At 59.5% G+C, this 21294-nt stretch carries 25 protein-coding genes; 13 read left to right on the forward strand and 12 right to left on the reverse strand.

Features of this window, described 5'->3' with window-relative positions; genetic code table 11:
• Positions 1-80: 80 nt before the first annotated feature.
• The 3 genes from catA to AC1D2P_RS25010 are packed head-to-tail and all read right to left on the reverse strand — an operon-like array spanning position 81 to position 2510.
• Complete coding sequence (gene catA / locus AC1D2P_RS25000; protein WP_477757501.1) at positions 81-1010, reverse strand: catechol 1,2-dioxygenase; 930 nt, start codon at positions 1008-1010, stop codon at positions 81-83.
• A 51-nt stretch (positions 1011-1061) separates the two neighbouring features.
• Positions 1062-1352, reverse strand: a complete 291-nt coding sequence (catC, locus tag AC1D2P_RS25005; protein WP_077430274.1) for a muconolactone Delta-isomerase — start codon at positions 1350-1352, stop codon at positions 1062-1064.
• A 9-nt stretch (positions 1353-1361) separates the two neighbouring features.
• Positions 1362-2510, reverse strand: a complete 1149-nt coding sequence (locus tag AC1D2P_RS25010; protein WP_175648944.1) for a muconate cycloisomerase family protein — start codon at positions 2508-2510, stop codon at positions 1362-1364.
• A 127-nt stretch (positions 2511-2637) separates the two neighbouring features.
• Here AC1D2P_RS25010 and AC1D2P_RS25015 point away from each other — a divergent pair, with 127 nt between their 5' ends.
• On the forward strand, positions 2638-3528 hold the full coding sequence (locus tag AC1D2P_RS25015; RefSeq protein ID WP_077430275.1) for a LysR family transcriptional regulator: 891 nt from the start codon (positions 2638-2640) through the stop codon (positions 3526-3528).
• Here AC1D2P_RS25015 and AC1D2P_RS25020 read toward each other — a convergent pair.
• A complete protein-coding gene (locus AC1D2P_RS25020) occupies positions 3525-4424 on the reverse strand; it encodes a polysaccharide deacetylase family protein (protein ID WP_477757500.1) in 900 nt (299 codons plus the stop codon). The genes AC1D2P_RS25015 and AC1D2P_RS25020 overlap by 4 nt on opposite strands.
• Before the next feature lie 142 nt (positions 4425-4566).
• Positions 4567-5514: an ABC transporter substrate-binding protein gene (locus tag AC1D2P_RS25025; RefSeq protein ID WP_477811639.1), complete on the reverse strand. Its 948-nt coding sequence runs from the start codon at positions 5512-5514 to the stop codon at positions 4567-4569.
• A gap of 287 nt (positions 5515-5801) precedes the next feature.
• Here AC1D2P_RS25025 and AC1D2P_RS25030 point away from each other — a divergent pair, with 287 nt between their 5' ends.
• From AC1D2P_RS25030 to AC1D2P_RS25050, 5 genes are all read left to right on the forward strand, one after another.
• Positions 5802-6788 (forward strand): aliphatic sulfonate ABC transporter substrate-binding protein, encoded by a 987-nt coding sequence (locus AC1D2P_RS25030; RefSeq protein ID WP_477757498.1) that lies wholly within the window; start codon positions 5802-5804, stop codon positions 6786-6788.
• Positions 6789-6798: 10 nt separating this feature from the next.
• Complete coding sequence (locus AC1D2P_RS25035; protein ID WP_258668028.1) at positions 6799-7641, forward strand: ABC transporter permease; 843 nt, start codon at positions 6799-6801, stop codon at positions 7639-7641.
• 3 nt (positions 7642-7644) lie between these two features.
• Entirely contained in the window at positions 7645-8358 is a 714-nt protein-coding gene (locus tag AC1D2P_RS25040; RefSeq protein WP_109784657.1) for an ABC transporter ATP-binding protein, read from the forward strand.
• Between the two features lie 50 nt (positions 8359-8408).
• On the forward strand, positions 8409-9089 hold the full coding sequence (locus AC1D2P_RS25045) for an SOS response-associated peptidase family protein (protein ID WP_477757497.1): 681 nt from the start codon (positions 8409-8411) through the stop codon (positions 9087-9089).
• 274 nt (positions 9090-9363) lie between these two features.
• Positions 9364-9636: a hypothetical protein gene (locus AC1D2P_RS25050; RefSeq protein WP_477757496.1), complete on the forward strand. Its 273-nt coding sequence runs from the start codon at positions 9364-9366 to the stop codon at positions 9634-9636.
• A gap of 408 nt (positions 9637-10044) precedes the next feature.
• Here the strand turns inward: AC1D2P_RS25050 and AC1D2P_RS25055 are convergent, their stop codons facing one another.
• The 3 genes from AC1D2P_RS25055 to AC1D2P_RS25065 are packed head-to-tail and all read right to left on the reverse strand — an operon-like array spanning position 10045 to position 11269.
• On the reverse strand, positions 10045-10197 hold the full coding sequence (locus tag AC1D2P_RS25055; RefSeq protein WP_477811640.1) for a hypothetical protein: 153 nt from the start codon (positions 10195-10197) through the stop codon (positions 10045-10047).
• Positions 10198-10256: 59 nt separating this feature from the next.
• Complete coding sequence (locus AC1D2P_RS25060; protein WP_477811641.1) at positions 10257-10568, reverse strand: AzlD domain-containing protein; 312 nt, start codon at positions 10566-10568, stop codon at positions 10257-10259.
• On the reverse strand, positions 10568-11269 hold the full coding sequence (locus AC1D2P_RS25065) for an AzlC family ABC transporter permease (RefSeq protein WP_046027560.1): 702 nt from the start codon (positions 11267-11269) through the stop codon (positions 10568-10570). The genes AC1D2P_RS25060 and AC1D2P_RS25065 overlap by 1 nt, the downstream gene beginning before the upstream one ends.
• Before the next feature lie 186 nt (positions 11270-11455).
• Here AC1D2P_RS25065 and AC1D2P_RS25070 point away from each other — a divergent pair, with 186 nt between their 5' ends.
• The 3 genes from AC1D2P_RS25070 to AC1D2P_RS25080 all read left to right on the forward strand — a co-directional run bounded on the left by AC1D2P_RS25070 (position 11456) and on the right by AC1D2P_RS25080 (position 13778).
• Positions 11456-12388, forward strand: coding sequence for a sensor domain-containing diguanylate cyclase (locus AC1D2P_RS25070; protein WP_109784654.1), 933 nt, complete (start codon positions 11456-11458; stop codon positions 12386-12388).
• Positions 12389-12462: 74 nt separating this feature from the next.
• The gene (locus AC1D2P_RS25075) at positions 12463-12837 is read left to right on the forward strand and encodes a DUF2784 domain-containing protein (protein ID WP_477757495.1); all 375 of its coding nucleotides are present in this window, start codon (positions 12463-12465) and stop codon (positions 12835-12837) included.
• 23 nt (positions 12838-12860) lie between these two features.
• Positions 12861-13778: a LysR family transcriptional regulator gene (locus AC1D2P_RS25080; RefSeq protein ID WP_223524671.1), complete on the forward strand. Its 918-nt coding sequence runs from the start codon at positions 12861-12863 to the stop codon at positions 13776-13778.
• Here AC1D2P_RS25080 and AC1D2P_RS25085 read toward each other — a convergent pair.
• Both AC1D2P_RS25085 and AC1D2P_RS25090 read right to left on the reverse strand, forming a co-directional pair.
• Positions 13754-15358: a sensor domain-containing diguanylate cyclase gene (locus tag AC1D2P_RS25085; RefSeq protein ID WP_046027568.1), complete on the reverse strand. Its 1605-nt coding sequence runs from the start codon at positions 15356-15358 to the stop codon at positions 13754-13756. The two genes, AC1D2P_RS25080 and AC1D2P_RS25085, sit on opposite strands and share 25 nt — an antisense overlap.
• A 114-nt stretch (positions 15359-15472) precedes the next feature.
• Complete coding sequence (locus tag AC1D2P_RS25090; RefSeq protein WP_077430280.1) at positions 15473-16003, reverse strand: DUF3087 domain-containing protein; 531 nt, start codon at positions 16001-16003, stop codon at positions 15473-15475.
• Positions 16004-16219: 216 nt separating this feature from the next.
• On the opposite strand from AC1D2P_RS25090, the gene ppnN reads away from it, so the two are divergent.
• A complete protein-coding gene (gene ppnN / locus AC1D2P_RS25095) occupies positions 16220-17593 on the forward strand; it encodes a nucleotide 5'-monophosphate nucleosidase PpnN (RefSeq protein WP_046027571.1) in 1374 nt (457 codons plus the stop codon).
• A 65-nt stretch (positions 17594-17658) separates the two neighbouring features.
• Here ppnN and AC1D2P_RS25100 read toward each other — a convergent pair whose 3' ends face one another.
• Both AC1D2P_RS25100 and AC1D2P_RS25105 read right to left on the reverse strand, forming a co-directional pair.
• Positions 17659-18717 (reverse strand): alpha/beta fold hydrolase, encoded by a 1059-nt coding sequence (locus AC1D2P_RS25100; RefSeq protein WP_223524668.1) that lies wholly within the window; start codon positions 18715-18717, stop codon positions 17659-17661.
• A gap of 54 nt (positions 18718-18771) precedes the next feature.
• Positions 18772-19032, reverse strand: coding sequence for a DUF2790 domain-containing protein (locus AC1D2P_RS25105; protein WP_109784650.1), 261 nt, complete (start codon positions 19030-19032; stop codon positions 18772-18774).
• A gap of 213 nt (positions 19033-19245) precedes the next feature.
• Between AC1D2P_RS25105 and AC1D2P_RS25110 the strand changes: the two genes are divergently transcribed.
• The 3 genes from AC1D2P_RS25110 to AC1D2P_RS25120 all read left to right on the forward strand — a co-directional run bounded on the left by AC1D2P_RS25110 (position 19246) and on the right by AC1D2P_RS25120 (position 21202).
• Positions 19246-19989: a response regulator gene (locus tag AC1D2P_RS25110; RefSeq protein WP_223524665.1), complete on the forward strand. Its 744-nt coding sequence runs from the start codon at positions 19246-19248 to the stop codon at positions 19987-19989.
• Between the two features lie 146 nt (positions 19990-20135).
• Entirely contained in the window at positions 20136-20870 is a 735-nt protein-coding gene (locus tag AC1D2P_RS25115) for a substrate-binding periplasmic protein (RefSeq protein ID WP_223524662.1), read from the forward strand.
• A gap of 107 nt (positions 20871-20977) precedes the next feature.
• Positions 20978-21202: a hypothetical protein gene (locus tag AC1D2P_RS25120; protein ID WP_046027583.1), complete on the forward strand. Its 225-nt coding sequence runs from the start codon at positions 20978-20980 to the stop codon at positions 21200-21202.
• Positions 21203-21294 lie beyond the last annotated feature (92 nt).

Genomic DNA, 21294 nt, shown 5'->3' on the forward strand with positions numbered 1-21294 from the left:
TTCCCAATCCACTTTTCTGTTTAATGATACACCGCAATCGCTAGACAGATCGTCTCCCACAGGGTAGGAGTACCGCGCTATCAATCTTCCAGTGCGCGAACCCGTTCGTGACGTTGTTGCTCTTCGGGCTGGGCGGTCGACTGCAGCGTGAAATCGAATTCGATTTCAGCAAACCGCCCGCTGACGCCATGCGCTGCGGCGCGTTGCTGGTCGTCGCTGAACGTGATGTGGGCGATCAGCTCGTCACGGGTGGCGTAGGCGAAATCGTCGTGCAGGTATTGATCGCCATCGAGGTTGATCTGGGTGGTCAGGTGGCGGTGATCCGGTGCCGAGATGAAGAAGTGCACGTGTGCTGGACGCTGGCCGTGACGGCCCAGTTGATCGAGCAGTTGCTGGGTCGGACCGTCCGGCGGGCAGCCGTAACCCGACGGCACAATGCTGCGCAAACGATAGCGACCTTCGGCATCGGTAACGATCCGGCGGCGCAGGTTGAACTCCGATTGCGCGGTATCAAAATACGAGTAAGTGCCGCCGGTATTGGCGTGCCAAACGTCGACCACGGCACCGGCCAATGGCTCGCCAGCGGTATTGAACACGCGCCCTTGCATGAACAGCGTGACACCTGGATCGAGACCATCATCGAGTCGCGCTTCGCCTTCGGACAACGGCGCGCCGGCCACGTACAGTGGACCTTCGATGGTCCGTGGCGTGCCGCCGGACTTGCCGGCCTGCTCATCCTCGGCATCCATCAGCAGATCGAGGTAATGCTCCAGGCCCAACCCGGCCACCAACAGCCCTGCTTCCTGACGCGCACCCAGCACGTTGAGGTAGTTGACGGCTTTCCAGAATTCTTCCGGAGTCACCGCCAGGTCTTCGATGATGTTCACCGAGTCACGCAGGATGCGGTAAATCAGGGCTTTGACGCGCGGGTTGCCGGCGTCGTTGAGCAGGCCGCTGGCGTCTTCAAGAAACTTCTGGGCGTTGGCAGTGTGGGAAATCTTGACGTTCATGGTGGTTCCTCATCTTGTAATTATTAGCGTAGCGAACTGAACAGGCTGGGTTCAGCGGTCATCCTCGCGGATGGAAGACGGGTGCCGGCACATTGCGTCGATCTCGATCGCCATGTAGGGAAACAGCGGCAGTTGCATCAGCAGGTCGTGCAATTCCTGGACGCTGTCGACATCGAAAACGCTGTAGTTGGCGTAGTGCCCGGCGATGCGCCACAGGTGACGCCACTTGCCCTGCTCTTGCAGGCGCTGGGCCAGGGCTTTTTCATCAGCCTTGAGTTTGGCGGCTGCTTCGGGGTTCATGTCGACCGGTAGATTCACGGTCATTTTTACGTGGAATAGCATGATCTCTCCTCAGGCTTGATGAACGGAAGTGGATGTTTTGTCACGACGGAAAAACGCCAGGCGTTCTTCGTCCAGGCTCAGGCCCAGACCTGGTGTTTGCGGCACATGCAGTTCGAAATCGCGATACACCAACGGCTCGCTGAGAATGTCTTCGGTCAGCAGCAACGGGCCGAACAGTTCAGTGTCCCAGGCCAGTTTATTCAGCGTGACAAAGGCATGGGCCGAGGCCAGCGTACCGATGCCGCCTTCCAGCATGGTGCCGCCGTACAGGGCGATGCCCGCTGCTTCGGCGATCGCGGCGGTACGCAGCACGGCACGGGGGCCGCCGTTCTTGGCGATCTTCAAGGCAAACACCGAGGCCGCGCCTTCGCGCGCCAGGTTGAAAGCGTCTTCCACGCACTCGATGGATTCGTCCGCCATGATCGGCGCCGGGCTCATCGCATTCAGGCGTGCCATGCCGGCGCGGTTGTTGCGCGAGATCGGCTGTTCGATCAGGTCGATGCCGTTGGTGCCGAGGATCCGGCAAGCGCGCAATGCGACCGCTTCGTCCCAGGCCTGATTGACATCGACCCGCACGCTGGCGCGATCACCCAGGGCTTTTTTGATCGCGATGACATGCGCCAGGTCGCGGTTGACTTCACCGGCACCGATTTTCAGTTTGAAAATTCGATGGCGGCGCAAGTCGAGCATTTTTTCCGCTTCGGCGATGTCTTTTTCGGTGTCGCCGCTGGCCAGGGTCCAGGCCACCGGCAAGGCATCACGCACCCGCCCGCCCAGCAGTTCGCTGACCGGCAGGCCGAGGCGTTTGCCCAGTGCATCGAGCAAGGCGGTTTCGATCCCGGATTTGGCAAAGGTATTGCCGCGGATGCTGCGCTCCAGACGCAACATGGCGGCATTCACATTGCCGCTGTCTTGGCCGATCAGCAGGGGCGCGAAGTGTTTGTCGATGTTGGTCTTGATGCTGTCCGGGCTTTCGTTGCCATAGGCCAGGCCACCGATGGTGGTGGACTCACCGATCCCTTCGATGCCATCGGCGCAGCGCACGCGAATGATCACCAGGGTCTGATTCTGCATCGTGTGCATCGCCAGCTTGTGCGGGCGGATGGTCGGCAGATCGACGATGATCGTCTCGATCGATTCAATGGCTGTTGCACGCATGTCGATACCCATCAGGTTCTTAAAGTTCTGGAACCGATTCTCGTACGGCTTTTTTGCCGATGCCAATATAGAATTGGTCTGACTTGATACCTTTAAGGTATGCAAACGACTGACGTCTGGAGGCCCCATGGAACTGCGTCACCTGCGCTATTTTCAGGTATTGGCTCAAACCCTCAATTTCACCCGCGCCGCCGAACTGCTGCACATCGCCCAGCCGCCCCTGAGCCGGCAGATCCAGCAACTGGAAGACGAACTCGGGGTGTTGTTGCTGGAGCGTGGCCGGCCACTGAAGTTGACGGAGGCCGGGCGGTTTTTCCATGAGCACTCCACCGCCCTGCTAGAGCAACTGAACAAGGTCTGCGACAACACGCGACGGATCGGCCTGGGGGAAAAGACCTGGCTGGGCATCGGCTTCGCGCCTTCGACCCTTTACGGAGTGCTGCCGGAACTGATCCGCCGTTTACGCAGCGGCGAGCCTCTGGAGCTTGAATTGGGGCTGTCGGAAATGACCACGTTACAACAGGTGCAGGCGCTCAAGGCCGGGCGTATCGATATCGGCTTCGGCCGTATTCACATCGACGACCCGGCGATCATTCAAACCGTGCTCACCCAAGACCGGCTGGTCGCCGCCCTGCCCGCCGGCCATCCCCTGCTGGCCGGGCCGATCAGCCTTCGCGAACTGGCGAAGGAGCCCTTTGTGCTGTACCCCGGCAACCCGCGCCCCAGCTATGCCGACCATGTGATTGCGCTGTTCGAATCCTATGGCGTGAGCATTCACGTGGCGCAATGGACCAACGAACTGCAAACGGCAATCGGTCTGGTGGGGGCCGGGATCGGCGTCACGCTGGTGCCCGCCTCGGTGCAGTTGCTGCACCGCGACGACATTGGCTTTACCCCATTGCTGGAAGACAACGCCACGTCACCGATCATTCTCAGTCGGCGGGTGGGCGATGTTTCACCGGGGTTGAGTCACTGTTTGAAGGTGATCGAGGAGCTGCAACCGCAGGCCAGGTTTTAATGGGAGTTTTTGTCCCAGAACCAGTTCCAGAAACCCGGCAGTTCTACTGGCTGCGAACTGTCCTTGACGGTGCGCGCCATCGCCGCTTGCAGCACCGCGTCGCGATCGTCGTAAAACGGCTTCTGCGCCAGTGGCACGCCGGTGGCCCTGGCGCTGTCGATCAGGATTTGCAGGTATTCGCGCGCGTGCCGGGCGGTGTAGCGATTGAGGTCGTGGAAGGTCACCACCACCGGAATCACCCCGTCCACAGTCGGCAACTGGCCCAGCGCGATGCGCTCGCGCACTTCGGACATCGAACGCAGCATGTGCGAGCGGCGTCGGGGGCTGGCGTTGAATCCCCAGATTTTGCCGTCATTGGCGCTCAAATCGGTCAGCAACACGTGCATGCCGTGCTGCTGATAGGCCGCGAAGACGCGTTTGTCGTAATTCCAGAACGGCGGACGCACCAATGTCGGTGGCGCGCCGGTGATGGCGGCGATGTCAGCACTGCCTTTGCTCAGCGACTGCTCCAGTTCTTGCGGAGTCAGCGAACGGTGATTGGTGTGCCAATGAGTAGCGGTGTGAAAACCCAGCACGTGCCCCTCTTCATGCTCGCGGTGCATCAGCGCCCGCCCGATGTCACTGTCGCCGGCCCTCGGCGCACCGGTCTGCACGAAAAACACCGCTTTGATATCGGGCTGCAGAGGATTGTCCTTCAGGCTGTCGAGGACCGTCGCGGTAGGGTTCCAGAAACTCGACGCGCTGGGACCGTCGTCATAGGTCAGCAGAAAACGAATTGGCGCCTGCGCCTGTAGACGTTGTTCCGTCTGCGGGGTCAGCTCGATGGGGGCAGCGATGCAGCCCGCCAGCCCGATGGCAATGGCGAGTGCACAAAATGCGTTGAACAGTTGTTTCATGTTTTGCCTTGGGTCAGACCGTGACGGTCAACACTTCAAACGGCAAAGTCCTTCGCCCGTTCTTCCTTCGCCGGCCCGCCAATGGCGCGGGCCGAGGTTGGATCAGGGTACACAGTGTTTGGTTCCGCAGCCCCCTCTTCGCTTATTGCACCAATGCCTGCTGGAACGAGTGGTCGATGATCGGGGCGGTCGCCAGTTCCGTCGGCAGCGCCTTGACCTTGAACAGGAAGTCCGCCGTGCTCTGCAAATCCGCCGCCGCTTGTTGATCCACCGGGCCAACGGTCATGTGCGCCTGACGCAACCAATGGCGAGACACGTCCTGATCCAGATTGGCCTTTTTCGCCCACAGATCGGCGTACTCGTCGGTATGGCTGTCGACCCAGGCCCGGGCTTTTTTCAGGCGCACCAGGAAGTCGGCGATGGCGGCGTGCTTACTGTCGATGGCCGGTGTCGACGCAGCGATGGCGCTCAAGCCGGGCATCAGGTTTTTAGCGGTCAGAATCGGTCGCGCGCCGGAGAACAGAATCTGTTGGGAAATGTACGGTTCCCATACCGGGAACGCGTCGATGCTGCCTTGAGGCAACGCCGCGGCGGCGTCAATCGGCATCAGTTTGATGAAGTCGACATAGTCGTCCGGCAGGTCGGCTTTCTCCAGTGCGCGCAGGGTTAACTGCTGGCTCCAGGCGCCGGGCCAGTAAGCGACTTTCTTGCCCTTGAGATCCGCGATGCTATGGACCGGTRAATCCTTGGGCACGAGCAAGGCAATGGTGTCCGGGTTCTGCCGCGACACACCGATCAGTTTCACCGGCGCCTGTTTGGCCGCCAGGAACAGAAAGCCGGAATCACCGAGAAACCCCACGTCCAGCGCGCCAGTGTTCAGCGCTTCGGCCAATGGCGCAGCCGCCTGGAAGTGCTTCCAGTCGACGGTGTAGGGCGCGCCCTCCAATACACCCGAGGCCTCAACCGAGGCACGCACGTTGTAGTAATTCTGATCGCCGATATGCAGGACCACCGGCTCGGCGGCATAGGTGATCGGGGCGGCAAACAGTGCGCTGGTCAATAGACCACGCACGAATCGGGACAGGTTCATCAAAGGCTCCAGAGTGCTATTTCTTATAGACCCTACCGCTATTACAAGAGCCTTTATAAATTCGATTTAGGAATAAGTTAATGACCAGAAACAAACAGTGTCGGCCCTGCAACAGCACCTCAACAGACTGTCTGCCCAGCGACATCCTTCACACCGTTGATGAGCGAAAACCCTCGAGAAACCAGTAGCCCCGGAACATGGCACAGAGCCTGCAATATTCCTTTTACGCAGGAAGCGACTCTACATAATAAATTTTTGGATATAACCAGCCTTGCCCGGAGCAGCCCATGAAACCGACCTTCCGCTTTCCCGCCTTCAAGTCTCTGCTGGGGGCCTGCGCACTGGCCCTGAGTCTTCAACCGCTGGCCCAGGCAGCCGAAACGCCACCGGCCGAAGTGCACCTGGATTACGCCTATTACTCGCCGGTGAGTCTGGTGCTCAAGCACTTCGGTTTCCTCGAAAAGGCCCTGCCACAGACAAAGGTCAGTTGGGTCCTGAGTCAGGGCAGTAACCGTTCGCTGGAATACCTCAACAGCGGCGGCGTCGATTTCGCTTCATCCGCCAGCCTGGCCGCCGTGCTCAGCCGCGCCAATGGCAGCCCGATCAAGTCGGTTTACGTATACAGCCGGGCCGAGTGGACAGCCTTGGTGGTGCGCAAGGATTCGCCGTACAAAACCGTGGCCGATCTCAAAGACAAGAAAATCGCTGCCACCAAAGGCACCGACCCCTACCTGTTCACCTTACGCAGCCTGCAACAGGCGGGCTTGAGCAAGGACGATGTCGAACTGGTGCATTTGCAGCACCCGGACGGTCGCATCGCATTGGAGAAAGGTGACGTCGACGCTTGGGCCGGGCTTGATCCGCACATGGCCGCCAGCGAAGTTCAGGCCGGTTCGCGCCTGCTGTATCGCAATACGCAATTCAACAGTTATGGCGTGGTCAGCGTGACGGACACCTATGCCAAGGAGCATCCGCACACCATCGATACCGTGCTGGATGCCTATGAACAAGCCCGCGTCTGGGCGGTAAAAAACCCTGACGAACTGGCGAAGTTACTGGCCAGCGAATCCGGCCTGCCACTGGAAGTGGCCAAGCTGCAACTGTCGCGCACCGACCTGAGCAGCCCGCAATTGACCGCCAAGGATGTGATCGCCTCTAAAGCCGCGGCACCGATACTCGTGTCCGAAGAATTGGTTCGCCGTGGGGTGAACGTCGATCAGGTCATCGATCAACTGATCGATACCGGTTTCAAAGAAACCGTGGCCCGTCAGTAACGGGGGGCTCATGACCAGCAAAAGCAAACACCTGCCACTCGAACGGCTCCCATCGCGCCGCGCCAGCGTGTCCCTGAACAACGCCTGGCGCCTGCGCCTCAAGGGTCTGGCGTTGCCGGTGCTGATCGTTCTGTTTCTGGAATTCGTCGTGCGTATCGGCTGGTTGCCGTCATACCAAATGCCGGCCCCGAGCGAGGTCGCGTTGACCCTCGCAGACTTGGCCGACGGTGCGCTGTGGAAGCACATCAGCGCCAGTCTGCTGCGGGTGCTACTCGGTTTCGCTATCGGCGCCAGCCTGGCGTTGGGGTTCGCCGCATGGGTGGGGTTGAGCCGTGAAGCCGAGGCGTATCTGGAACCGACGTTTGCAGGTTTGCGCTCGATTCCGAGTCTGGCCTGGGTGCCGCTGTTGTTGCTCTGGCTAGGCATCGACGAGACCTCGAAAATCGTCCTGATCGCGATCGGCGCATTCTTTCCGGTGTACCTGAACGGCGTCGCGGCCATCCGCGACATTGATCGCAAACTGGTGGAAGTGGGGCAAATGTATGGCTTCAGTCGCCGTCGGCTGGTCCGGCGAGTTCTCCTGCCCGCCGCCCTGCCCGGTCTGTTCACCGGGTTGCGCAGCGGCATGAGCCTGGCGTGGATGTTTCTGGTGGCGGCCGAATTGATCGCGGCCACCAAAGGCCTGGGCTATCTGCTCAGTGATGGTCGTGAGACATCGCGCCCGGACATCGTACTGGCCGCCATCATCGTGTTGGCGCTGCTGGGTAAGCTCAGTGACGGCCTCCTCGCCAGCCTGGAGAAACGTTTCCTGGCCTGGCGCGACACTTTTAATGGCCAAAGCGCCGAGGACTGAGCCATGACCCGACACCTGCTGGACATTCGAATCGAGCGTAAAACCTTCGCCACCACCACCGTCCTTAAAAACATTCACCTGCAATTGCGGCCCAGGGAAACCGTCAGCCTGCTCGGCCCCAGCGGTTGCGGCAAAAGCACTTTGCTGCGCATCGCCGCCGGGCTGGAAAAGGACTTCCAGGGCGAAGTGCGTCACAGCGCCGGGGAAGTGGCCTTCGTCTTCCAGGAACCCCGGCTGATGCCTTGGCTGACGGTCGAGCAAAACATCGGTTTCAGCGCCGATTCCCATTACGACAAAGCCTGGGTCGCGCAACTTATCGAAGAAGTCGGCCTTGGCGGTTTCGCCCAGGCACTGCCCAAAGCCCTGTCCGGGGGCATGGCTCAGCGAGTCGCGATAGCGCGGGGGTTGTATTCGCGACCGCAGGTTTTACTGTTGGACGAACCCTTCAGCGCGGTGGACGCCTTTACGCGCATGAAGCTGCAGGATCTGTTGCTGCAACTTGCCGAGCGTCACGCCATTGCCCTGTTGCTGGTGACCCACGATGTCGATGAAGCGCTCTATCTCAGCGACCGGGTACTGATATTGGACAATCGCCCCAGCAGCGTCCGGCAGGAATTGGCCGTGGAACTGCCTCATCCACGGGATCGGCGCGATTCGCTGCTGGCGGGTTTGAAGGCGTTGTCATTGACCGAACTGCAGCGTGCCCATGTGATCTGAAGGCTAAGCTGAGCATTCCCGCCAGTGCTTTCCAACCGCAGGGTCAGCCGATGTGTGGACGACTGTCGCAATACCGTGGCATTCATGATTTTGTCGCCGTGCTGAGTATTCCCGACGCGATGATCAATCACGTCGGGAACGAACCCTTGGCGCGCTATAACGCGGCGCCCACCACCCAACTCGCCCTGCTGCACCTTGAGCCTGACGGATTGCACGCCGATCCGGTGCGCTGGGGATGGCGGCCGCACTGGGCAAACGATCGCGCGGCGCCAATCAACGCGCGGGTTGAGAAAGTCGCTCACGGGCCGTTCTTCCGCGCAATCTGGCCACACCGGGCGATTGTGCCGATCGACAACTGGTTTGAATGGGTCGATGCCGGGGATTCGACGCGATTGCCATGGTTGATTCGCCGACGCGATTGCGCGCCGATTTGCTGCGCGGCCATTGGTCAGTTTCCCGGYGCTGGCAACAAGCCGCGCAGCGACGACGGTTTTGTCATCATCACGGCGGACAGCGCGGGCGGCATGCTCGACATACATGACCGGCGACCGGTGGTGTTGTCCCCAGAGCTGGCACGGGAATGGCTCGATCCGGCCACACCCAGGGAACGTGCCGAGCAGATGGTGCTTTTACAGGGTGAACCTAGCGAAACGTTTGAGTGGTACAGGGTCGACAAAGCTGTCGGGAATGTCAGGAATCAAGGTTGTTCATTGATTAATAAGCTTATTTAAACTGACCGCCCAAGCAGGTTTGTCTATATAGGCAAGTTTTAACTAAACCTATGCCCGGCATAAACGTTACACAGACTGTTTCATATTAGAAACACTTCCCGTTGTATGCCTTATTGTCCCAATTACCGCTTGTCTGACAATCCATTCGCCATACATACATTTAGAAACACTAAAGCTAGGATGCGCGCCGCGTTTCCCGTGGCACCGTCCAGTTGACCAAACAGTCAACAAAGAAGGAAATCCTTAAATATCAACAAGCCTGCAGAGAACTAAGTTGCGCGACGATCTTGTAATCAATCAAGTCAGCGGCCTGGAGTGTGTGTACCTGTCGATGACGGAACGCTATCAACTTGACTGCTTTATCGGGCAATACATACAGACCCGAAACCTGCGCTCTACCCCCAATATCGACGACATACTGCGTTCAACCCTCTCGAACTACGCCGGCCAACCGCCGGTCATGCTCAACGAGCTGAATGCATGGATCGACAAGGCCTTGGGCTATCGGGCTTCCCACCCGGATTTTCCGTGTCTGGAAGACCTTTGAAATGATCCCCGGTCCCGCTCAGCAGAAGAGCTGAACGAACCGCACAGCGTTGCACTCTCAGTAGTAGAGGCCTACGGGCCTCCTTCTTTCGTGGACGCGATTCATTCGGCCTCCGCCCATGCCTATCCACAGTCCGAACGAAAGATCGCGGCACACGCCACCCTTGAAACGGCTCGCTTGATGGCTCAGCAACTGGGCATCACGCACATACGCTGGAACGAGGCGGTGTGATTCATCCAGGCACAATCCGTAGCAGCTGGCGTAGCCTGCGTCCGGCTGCGTAGCAGTCGTCAATCCTGAATGCACGGATTTTCTGAAACACCGCGGCGTCAGATTTTACGACTGCTACGCAGCCGGACGCAGGCTTCGCCAGCTGCTACAAGGTTAGGCGTGTCTTGGAGGGATCAGTCAGGGCTTAAGCGGACGCTCTTCATCGCGGTCCGACAGCTCACGACTGTCATCATGTTTCCAGTCCTGCCGCGAACGTTCCTGACGCTTGATCTCTTCCTCCGAGGGTTCAYCTTCATCTTCAAAATCCGGACTTTTTTGATTGTTAGCCATGCGCACCTCTCTTCCTGTGAAGGGATTCATTAAGCGTAGAACAAATTCGGACGTTCGATTCAGAGCCACCAGCGCAGCAAAAAGAAAAACCCCATGCTCAGGAGCATGCTGAGCAAGGTATTACGGGTGTAAAGCACCAGCCCCACCGCCACCAGCGAACTGATCAGGTACGGGTTGTCCCATTGCAGGTTCAGCTGTTTGTCAGGCATGRACACGATGGGCCCGCAGATCGCGGTCAACATGCCCGGCACTGCAAAACCGAGGAACTGCCGGGCATTGCTGCTCAACCGCACCGGCAGCCGGGGTTCAAGAAACACGTAGCGGTTGAGAAACACCAGCACGCCCATTCCGAAAATTACCGCCCAAACGATCATGCTGTGCGTCCCACGTAGAGTTTGTTGCAGATAAAACCGGCGGTCATGCCTGCCAATCCCGACAGCACCAGCGCCGAGCCCCATTGCCAGTAGCTGAACAACACCGAACAGAACAGCGACACCGCGACACACACCACGGTTGGCACATTGCGCACCACCGGCGTGATCAAGGCGATGAAGGTGGCGGCGATGGAGAAGTCGAGGCCCAAATGCTCCAGCCCCGGAATGCTGCTGCCCAGCACGATGCCCGCAAGCGTGAACAGGTTCCAGGCGATGTAAAACGTCAGCCCTACCCCCAACGCGTACCAGCGATTGAATTGCTGCTTGTCGTGCTGACTGGTCAAGGCGAACAGTTCGTCAGTCAGTAAAAAGCCCAGCCCTACCCGCCAACGCCCCGGCAACGGGGAAATCACCGAACGCATGCTCATGCCGTACAGCAAATGTTGAGAAGTCAGCAATAAAGTGGTCAGCAATATCGAAAAGATCCCGGCGCCACCCTTGAGCATGCCGATGGCGACCAGTTGCGCGGCACCGGCAAACACAATGCTCGACAAGCCCTGGCCTTGCAGCGGCGTGAGATTGGCCTCGATGGCCATGGACCCGGCCAGCAACCCCCAAGGCGCGGTGGCCAGGGACAGCGGCATGATCGCCGCGGCACCACGAAGAAACGCACTGCGTGGCATGAGTAAATTCGACATAACGCCCTACAACCGGTGAAAGACCTGAGACTGTGCCAGCCGCCGCGCCCGAAGGCTTGAACAATCTTGCGCATTTGCGCGGTGAGCGTGTGCAGCGCAGGTGTTCCATTCATCGGCTTGGCGCTTGCTTCGCCTCGATAGTAGCAACATGATGGCGCTGAATATTCCCCAGAGACCAGGCCCTTCATGAGCTCACTCGAACCCGCCAGTGCCGTCTATAAAACCCTGCTTGAGTCGACCAATGCGATCCCCTGGCGAATCGACTGGAACACCATGACGTTCAGCTATATCGGCCCTCAGATCGAGGCGCTGCTGGGTTGGAAGCAGGACAGTTGGGTGACGGTCAATGATTGGGTCGAGCGCATGCACCCGGATGATCGCGATTACGTGGTGGAGTTCTGTGTCTCGCAATCACGGGCCGGGGTCGATCATGAGGCGGATTATCGGGCGCTGACGCAAAGCGGCGACTACGTGTGGATACGCGACGTGGTGCACGTGGTGCGCAAGGACGGAGAAGTCGAGGCACTGGTGGGCTTCATGTTCGACATCAGCGAACGCAAGAAAACCGAGGAGCACTTGAGCCGACTGCAAAAGCAACTCGAAGAGTATTCCTTCCAGGACGGCCTCACCGGCATCGCCAACCGACGCATGTTCGATACGGTGATGGCGCGCGAATGGGGCCATGCCCAGCGCACAGGCCTGCCGCTTTCGTTGCTGATCCTGGACATCGACTACTTCAAGCAATTCAACGACCACTACGGCCACATCAAGGGTGATGAATGCTTGCGCCAGGTCGCCCAGACGTTGTCCCAGGCCGCCAATCGACCGCGTGATTTCATCGCCCGGATCGGCGGTGAAGAATTTGTCTGGCTACTCCCGGAAACCGATGCTGAATCGGCAAGGCTCGTGGCGCGCAAATGCCTGCACCTGATTCGTCAGCAGCACATTGCCCATGAATATTCCCCGGTGGCGCCACTGTTGACCGTGAGCCTGGGTGTCGGCACCACCGTCGCCCCGCTGCAGGCGAACGCACTGGCGTTCATCGAGCAGGTCGACAAGTTGCTCTATCGAGCCAAACACAACGGCAGGATGCGCGCCGAATTCGCTGATTTTCGCTGAGCACACTCCCCATAGAGCAGCCGCCAGCGCCCGAGTACCATGGAGCCATTCGCATAACGGGTCAGGGAGTCGACATGCTGTACCGGATCGCCGCCGATGGGCTGGTGCTGCTTCATTTGCTGTTCATTCTGTTCGTCCTGTTCGGCGGCTTGCTGGTGCTCAAATGGCGGCCGTTGATCTGGGCGCACCTGCCCGCCGCGGCGTGGGGCGTGACGGTAGAAGTCATGCACCTGACCTGCCCGCTGACTCAATGGGAAAACCTGATGCGCCAGGCGGCCGGGCAAGCCGGTTACGGCGGCGGTTTTATCGAACACTACGTGTGGCCGGTGATTTACCCGGCCGGCCTGACGCCCACCCTTCAACTGGCGCTGGGTAGCGTGGTGCTGGCGATCAACGTGCTGGTTTATCTTCGGCTGATCCGGCGCTGGAAACTGCGCCGGGCCGCCTGAAACAAACGCCGAGGATTGAATCCATGTTGTCGCTTGAAGACCTGACATTGCTCCAAGCCATCCGCGAGACCGGCAGCCTGTCGCGGGCCGCCGCTCACCTGGGCAAGGCACCATCGACCGTGTCCTACGCCGCGAGGCAATTGGAGGAGCGCTTCGACGCGCTGCTTTTCGATCGCCGTCGTTATCGCTTGCAGCTCACCCCGGCCGGCGAATTATTGGTAAACGAGGCAGCGCGGTTGATGCAGGACGTGTCCCGGCTGACCCAACGGGTCCAGCAAGTGGCCAACGGCTGGGAAAGCCGGCTGTGGATTGTCACCGACGAACTGCTCGAATTCGAAACCCTGATTCCGGTGATCCACGAGTTCGATGCGCTGGCGTCCGGCGTGCCGCTGCGCATCACCCAGGAAGTGCTCAAAGGTGTCTGGGAAGCCCTGCGCGAAGGCCGCGCCGACTTGATCATTGGCGCCACTAACGAACCACCGACAATCCCGACCTTGCGCTGGATGCAACTGGGGGAAATGGAGTGGGTGTTCGCGGTGTCGCCCAAACACCCGCTGGCCAAGGCCAAGGAGCCGATTTCACGGGCGATGGTGGCGCAACATCGGGCGATTGTGGTGGCCGATTCGTCCCGGGGCACCGAAGGCAGCACCTACGGTGTGTCTGGCGGCCAACCGGTTTTGGCCGTGCCGACCATGCGTGCCAAAATTCTTGCTCAATGCGATGGCCTGGGCGTCGGCTGGTTACCCCGGCATCGGGTGGGCTCGCTACTGAAAAACGGCACGCTGATTGAGAAGCTGATGGCTGACCCGCGCGAGCCAAACATTCTGTATGCCGGCTGGCGTGGCGATCATGACGGTCGTGCATTGGGCTGGTGGCTGGAAAAACTCAAGCAGTCGTACCTTTGCACCCAGCTCGTTCAGGGCAGTGACCGGTTTGTCTGAACGCCGTCGGCAATCACGCTCATGTTCCGCCCGCTGGCCTTGGCCACATACAGCGCCTTGTCCGCGGCGCTGACCAAATCGTCGGGCTGATCTTGTGAAGCCGGGTTGAAGGCACACACACCAATGCTGACCGTTATCCGGCCCTCGACGCCTTCGCTGTGCTCGATGCCCGCGCTCAGGACCGCGAGGCGTATTTTTTCGGCCACCAGAAACGCGCCTACATAGTCAGTACCCGGCAGCACCACCGTGAACTCCTCACCGCCATAACGAGCCGCAAGGTCACCGGGACGCTTGATATTGTCCTTGATGATCGCGCTGACCCTGCGCAAACACTCATCGCCGGCGACATGGCCGTAGCGGTCGTTGAAACTCTTGAAGTGATCAACGTCGATCATCTGCAGCGCCAGTGGGGTCAGCGTGCGCCGGGCACGGCCCATTTCCGCGAGGATAAACACGTCGAACTGACGCCGGTTGGACAGCCCGGTCAATGCGTCCTCAAGAGCCAGCAACTCAAGGCTGCGATTGACCTCGATGAGCTTCTCCCGCGCATCGAGCAAGACACTCTGGACATGATGTTGCTGCTTCATGAAGCGAATGAGGCGGTAACCGAGCGCGCCCAGAAATGCCAGCAGCGACAACATGATCCCGGCGCTGAGCGCTGTCTCGCCACGCCAGCCGGCCAGCACTTCCTTCTTGTCCAGCGCGGCGAAGATGATCAGTGGATAGCCGTCGACACGGCGATACCCCGTCACCCGTTCGACTCCATCCACAGAAGACTTGACCGTCGCGGTGCCGGCATCGCTTTTGGGTAACAACTCGGTAAACAGCGGCCCCTTGGCGACACTGCTGCCAATGTCGGCCTCATTGAATGGCCGGCGAACAATGATGCTGGCGTCATCGGCAATCAGGTTGATGACCCCGTTGTTGCCCATGTCGATGTTGTCGTACAGGTCCAGGAAATGACTGAGATAAATCGTCGCCAGGGCCACACCGGCGAACCGGCCATCGGCATGATTGACCCGGCGAGAGACGGTCATGATCCATTCACCGCTCGAGCGACTTTTTATCGACCGACCGATGTGCGGGCCACGGTCAGGATGATCACGATGGAAGATGAAATATTCACGGTCGGAATTATTGGCATTGGTCCCTTCCGCACCATTGGAATTGGCGATCCAGTTCCCGTGTTCGTCATAGACAAACAGGCCATGAAGTTGCTTCAGCTCATCACGCTCGGCGCTGAGCAATCGCTGCAACCTGGGCAATTGCTGCGCGTCGATGCCTTCGTGTTCGAGGCGGTCTACCAAGGCAAAGAGCAGCGTATCGGCCTGTTTGATCGACGATTGCGCCTGCGACGCCAGGGTCTGCGCCAGGTTGGACATCGCCACTTCTTTGTCATGCAGGTGGTATTGGCGCGAGGTCCAGGCTTCCCAGATCACAATCGCCGTCATCGACAGGCACACCGCCACGAGCAGCACCACCGCGTATCGGACCTTGAGCCGTGACTCGAGCTGACCGGGCGCCCCGGGCGTGGCGGGCTGGGGGCTTTCAATCGGATCTTTAATGGACGAGTACCCCATGACAATCCCTGACTGGTGATGACAAGGCGACTTTTCCTGTTCGCCCATCGCAACAACACGATAGGTGATTTACTGACCGCGTGACGGGGTTTGTGGCGGGAATCCGCCCTGAGGTCATGACTTGCCGGACTGTTTCACCGCCTCAAGCCAGGCCGGATCCAGTCGGGTTTGTTCGGTATCGATGCCCAATGCTTGCATGCGCGCCTTGTGCTCATCCATCTCACGAGTCAACTGGCCGTGGTCGCTGGAGTTGCCGTCCAACTCATGCATCTGGTGCAAACCCAGGTGGTAGAAACGCAGCAGTTTCATGGCCACTGGATCACCGGTTGCCACCGCTGCGGTGACCTGATGCATGATGTTGGTCACGCTCATCAGGCTGCGCTTGAGCTGCCAGCCGTAGACCGCCGCGGCCATCCATGGCTGGCTCCAGAGTTTGCCGCGCATCAGCGCCACTATCAGCAGCACCGCGACGAAAACGCCGCCGACGTTAAATCGCAGGTTGTCGCCACCGGGTTCACCGAACAACGCCACCGCGGCCGTGGACAGCCCCATCGCCAGCGCCAGGAAAATCAGGGCAATTATCACCGTACTGCGTCGCGTCTGTTGTCGATAGGTTTGGGCATTCTTCGGCTGGATTTCGAACATCGCGACAGGGTTCCTTGGGGGCATGAACAAAAAGACTGCGGCGCATTATCGCCTCTGCGCGGGATTTAGCTATGCTGGGGCTCCTTTTCATCTTTTCATCGTCAAACGGGGAACATGGCGATACAGCTCGGTTCGTGCCATCTTCATCCATGGATACACACTATTCAGATGCCATTCCCGCCGTTCAGTGAATGACATCGTTTTAAGGATCTTTGAATGACCCAACGACAAGTAATCAACGCCTCGGTCAGCCCAAAAGGTAGCCTGGAAACCCTCTCCCAACGCGAAGTCCAACAACTGAGCGAAGCCGGTTCCGGCAGCACCTACAACATTTTCCGCCAGTGCGCCCTGGCCATCCTCAATACCGGCGCCCATGTCGACAACGCCAAGACCATCCTCGAAGCCTACAAGGATTTTGAAATCCGCATCCACCAGCAGGACCGCGGCGTACGCCTGGAACTGTTGAATGCCCCGGCCGACGCCTTCGTCGACGGCGAAATGATCGCCAGCACCCGCGAAATGCTCTTCAGCGCCCTGCGTGACATCGTCTACACCGAAAACGAACTCGACAGCCAGCGCATCGACCTGAGCACTTCCCAGGGCATCAGCGACTACGTGTTCCATCTGTTGCGCAACGCCCGCACCCTGCGCCCCGGCGTCGAACCGAAGATCGTGGTCTGCTGGGGCGGCCACTCGATCAACACCGAAGAATACAAATACACCAAGAAAGTCGGCCACGAACTGGGCCTGCGCAGCCTCGACATCTGCACCGGTTGCGGCCCCGGCGTGATGAAAGGCCCGATGAAAGGCGCGACCATCGCCCACGCCAAACAGCGTATCCACGGCGGTCGCTATCTGGGCTTGACCGAGCCGGGCATCATCGCCGCCGAAGCGCCGAACCCGATCGTCAATGAGCTGGTGATCCTGCCGGACATCGAAAAACGTCTGGAAGCGTTCGTGCGCGTCGGCCACGGCATAATCATTTTCCCCGGCGGTGCAGGCACGGCCGAAGAGTTCCTGTACCTGCTCGGCATCCTGATGCACCCGGACAACGAAGGCCTGCCCTTCCCGGTCATTCTCACCGGGCCGAAACATGCCGCACCGTATCTGGAACAACTGGACGCGTTTGTCGGCGCCACGCTGGGTGACGCGGCGAAGAAACATTACGAGATCATCATCGACGATCCGGCTGAAGTCGCACGGCAGATGACGCAGGGGCTCAAAGCGGTCAAACAGTTCCGTCGCGAGCGCAATGACGCGTTCCATTTCAACTGGCTGCTGAAAATCGACGAAGGCTTCCAGCGCCCGTTCGACCCGACCCACGAAAACATGGCCAACCTGAAACTGAGCCTGACCCTGCCGGCCCACGAACTGGCCGCCAACCTGCGTCGCGCGTTCTCCGGCATTGTCGCCGGCAACGTCAAGGACAAAGGCATCCGCCTGATCGAACAACACGGGCCGTACCAGATCCGGGGCGATGCGGCGATCATGCGTCCGCTGGATCAACTGCTCAAAGCCTTCGTCGCCCAGCACCGCATGAAGCTGCCGGGCGGCGCGGCGTATGTGCCGTGTTATCAGGTCGTGGCATAACCTCGACCTGACCAACACTATTTACCCCTGTAGGAGCAAGCTCACTCCTACAGGGGTTAACGTGGCTACAGGTGATCAGCGTCAATCACCGCTTTGGCAAAGGCTTGCGGATCTTCCTGTGGCAGGTTGTGGCCGATGCCGCCGGTGATGAGCCGGTACTCATACTTGCCGGTAAAACGCTTGGCATAATCCTCGGCTGCCGGGTGCGGTGCGCCGTTGGCGTCACCTTCCATCGTAATGGTGGGCACCGTGATGGACGGAGCCTTGGCCAGGCGTTGCTCCAGTGCTTCGTATTGCGGCTCTCCCTGAACCATGCCCAACCGCCAGCGATAGTTGAAAATCGTGATCGCGACATGGTCCGGGTTGTCCAGGGCAGCGGCGCTGCGGTCGTAGGTCGCGTCGTCGAATTTCCATTTCGGGGACGCCAGTTCCCAGATCAACCTGGCGAAGTCGTGACGATTTTTTTCGTAGCCGGCCTGGCCGCGCTCGGTCGCGAAATAGAACTGATACCACCATTGCAACTCGGCCTTGGGCGGTAACGGGTTCTTGCCCGCTGCCTGATTGCCGATCAGATAGCCACTGACCGAGACCAACGCCTTGACCCGCTCCGGCCACAACGCCGACACAATGTCTGCCGAACGCGCGCCCCAATCGTAGCCGCCAAGCACGGCCTGTTTGATGTTCAGGGCATCCATGAAATCGATGACGTCGCTCGCCAGCGCGGAAGGCTGGCCATTGCGCAAGGTCTTGGCGGACAGGAACTGCGTGTCGCCATACCCCCGCGCATACGGGATCAGCACTCGGTAGCCCTTGGCCGCCAGCAATGGCGCCACTTCGCTATAGCTGTGAATGTCGTAGGGCCAACCGTGCAGGAGAATCACCACCGGGCCATTGGCGGGGCCGACCTCGGCGTAAGCCACGTCCAGCAAGCCAGCCTTGACATGCTTCAGCGCGCCGAAGGTGTCCTTCCTGGCCTCCACCGAGTCAGCGGTGGCCGCGGTGCTGGTTTGGGCGCTGGCCGCACCGAGAACACCGAACTGCATCAGCGCAAAGGCGAGCACCGCGGGCCCCATCAAACGGCGGCCTCGTGATTCGGTTTTATTGCCCGACACATTCATCTTCATGGTGATTTCCCTATAAGTCATTCAACGATTGTTTTGGACGACGTAGTGGGCCGATCAACCGCCCTGATTGGCGCAGTCCGCGAGTTTGCTGTAATCGAGAACCTTGTGCGTGCCGCTGGAATCAAGGTAGTTCAGGCGAGCATTGACAATGCCGCAACCACTGCCGGAGTCTTCAGTGGACAGCACTTTCTTGATATCCAGATGCGCGCCGTGAGCAGTGACCTGCGCCTGGGTTTGATCATCGGCATGGGCTGAAAACGCAGCGATGTTCAGGACAGCGAAGAAGCTGGCGGCAACGAGTGTGTTCCAGTTCATGGTGATTTCCTCAGGGCTGCGATAGGCGGTGGTGGTGAGGCAAGTCGTCTTGTCTCGATGGAGCCCATTCAACCGCCCCAAGGTATCTGCCATGTGTCGTCAAAACGGCGTTATTAAGGCGTAAGGTGTCAAACAGCGCGCCCGATACAGTGCGATACAAATCTGCATGGCGCCGTGTAGCACGCAGCGAACTAATAAGAAGAGGTTTGTGCAATGGACCATGTGAACCACATCCTGATCGTCGATGACGATCGGGAGATCCGCGAGCTGGTGGGCAATTACCTGAAGAAAAACGGCCTGCGCACCACAGTGGTTGCCGATGGCCGGCAGATGCGCAGTTTTCTGGAAGCCAATCAGGTGGACCTGATTGTGCTGGACCTAATGATGCCCGGCGATGACGGCCTGGTGTTGTGCCGAGAATTACGCGCCGGCAAACACAAAGCCACACCGATTTTGATGCTCACTGCGCGCAACGACGAAACCGATCGCATCCTCGGCCTGGAAATGGGCGCCGACGATTACCTGACCAAACCCTTCGCCGCCCGCGAGTTATTGGCGCGGATCAATGCGGTATTGCGCCGCACGCGAATGTTGCCGCCGAACCTGCTCATCACCGAAACCGGCCGGCTGCTCGGTTTCGGCCGCTGGCGCCTCGATACCACAGCCCGCCACTTGCTGGACGAAGACGACACGCTGGTGGCCCTCAGTGGCGCGGAATACCGTTTGCTGCGCGTCTTCCTCGATCACCCGCAGCGGGTACTCAGCCGCGACCAATTGCTCAACCTGACCCAAGGCCGCGACGCCGACCTGTTCGAGCGTTCCATCGACTTGCTGGTGAGCCGTTTGCGTCAACGCTTGCTGGATGATTCACGCGAGCCGACCTACATCAAGACCGTGCGCAGCGAAGGCTACGTGTTCTCGTACCCGGTGGAATTGCTTGGCGCAGAATCTTCCTAGGGGTTTTGTATATAGAAACTGGCGAAACATACGCAAATCCCACAGCCTTTAAATCCTACGATCTGACACAAAAGCCCCGGCAATTCCTCGGGACAGTGCCGCCCGCTCGTACTAAGCTGCGCGATTCATTTCATCAGGGACGATTTATGAAGCGCATTGCCGGTTGCTTGCTGCTGTTGCTGAGTGTTGGCGCAGTCGCAGCAGACCTGAAACTGCTCACCGACAACCACCCACCGTTGCACTTTCAGCAAGGCGACACACTGGTGGGTTTTGGTGTGGATGTGGTGCAGGCGTTGGCCCAACGCACGGGCGACTCGGTGCATTTGCAGCAAGTCCCTTTGCTGCGGGCCTTGCGCGATGCCGGGACCGAGCCCGCCACCGGGGTGTTCACTATCTTTCGCACCGCCGAGCGCGAAGGCCTGTACCAGTGGGTCGGCCCGCTGATGGAGGTGGAAACGGCCCTCTACGCCACCGACAGCACCCTGCCCCCTGTCCGCGCCCTGAGCGAGACCGCCAGCCTGGGCCGAATCGCCGTTCCGCGAAAATGGCTGGCCTACAGCTACTTGCAACAGCAAGGCCTGAACAACCTGTACGGCGTCGAAACGCCCGAACAAATGATGCGCCTGGCGAGTCTGGGCCGTGCAGAATTTGTGGTGGCCGATACCCTGTCCATCACGGCGATGGCGCGAGAAGTCGGGCTGGCGCCCAGTCGGCTGCACTACCAGATGCCCCTGATGAAGCAAAGTACGTACATCGCGTTTTCACCGCAGACCGATGCGGCTCAAGTGGCGCGCTGGCAACTGGCGCTGGACGAGATGAGGCGCGACGGACGCCTGGAACATATCAAGCAGCGCTGGCTGATCGACCGCACGCCTCGCTGACAACGGATCAGCGCGCTCGATAACGACTATGCCCAAGGGTGTTTTTTCATGGCCGGGCTCCAGCACTACAGTGGCGACATCTTCTTCCCACGCTCTGGAGCAATCCCATGAAAAGCCTCATCGGTCTTGGTTTCGCCCTCTCGGTTCTTGGCGCAACGTCCGCTATCGCCGCCCCCCACGCCACCTCGCAGGTTGTCGCGGCAGTGAAAGTCAGCCAACCGGCCACCCTCAATGTGAACACTGTCGAAGTCGATAAAAAGGACAGCCAGCCGACCACGTTGTACGTCGCTGAAAACCGCCCTGAGTTCGGTTCGAAATATCAGCGTTATTGATCAACAGCTTTGCGCCGCTTACACACAAAAAACCCCGGGCAGACCCAATCTACCCGGGGTTTTTCCTGGAAACACACCGGATCCTGTAGCAG

It is taken from the genome of Pseudomonas sp. P1_F1_2 (genome assembly GCF_056405815.1).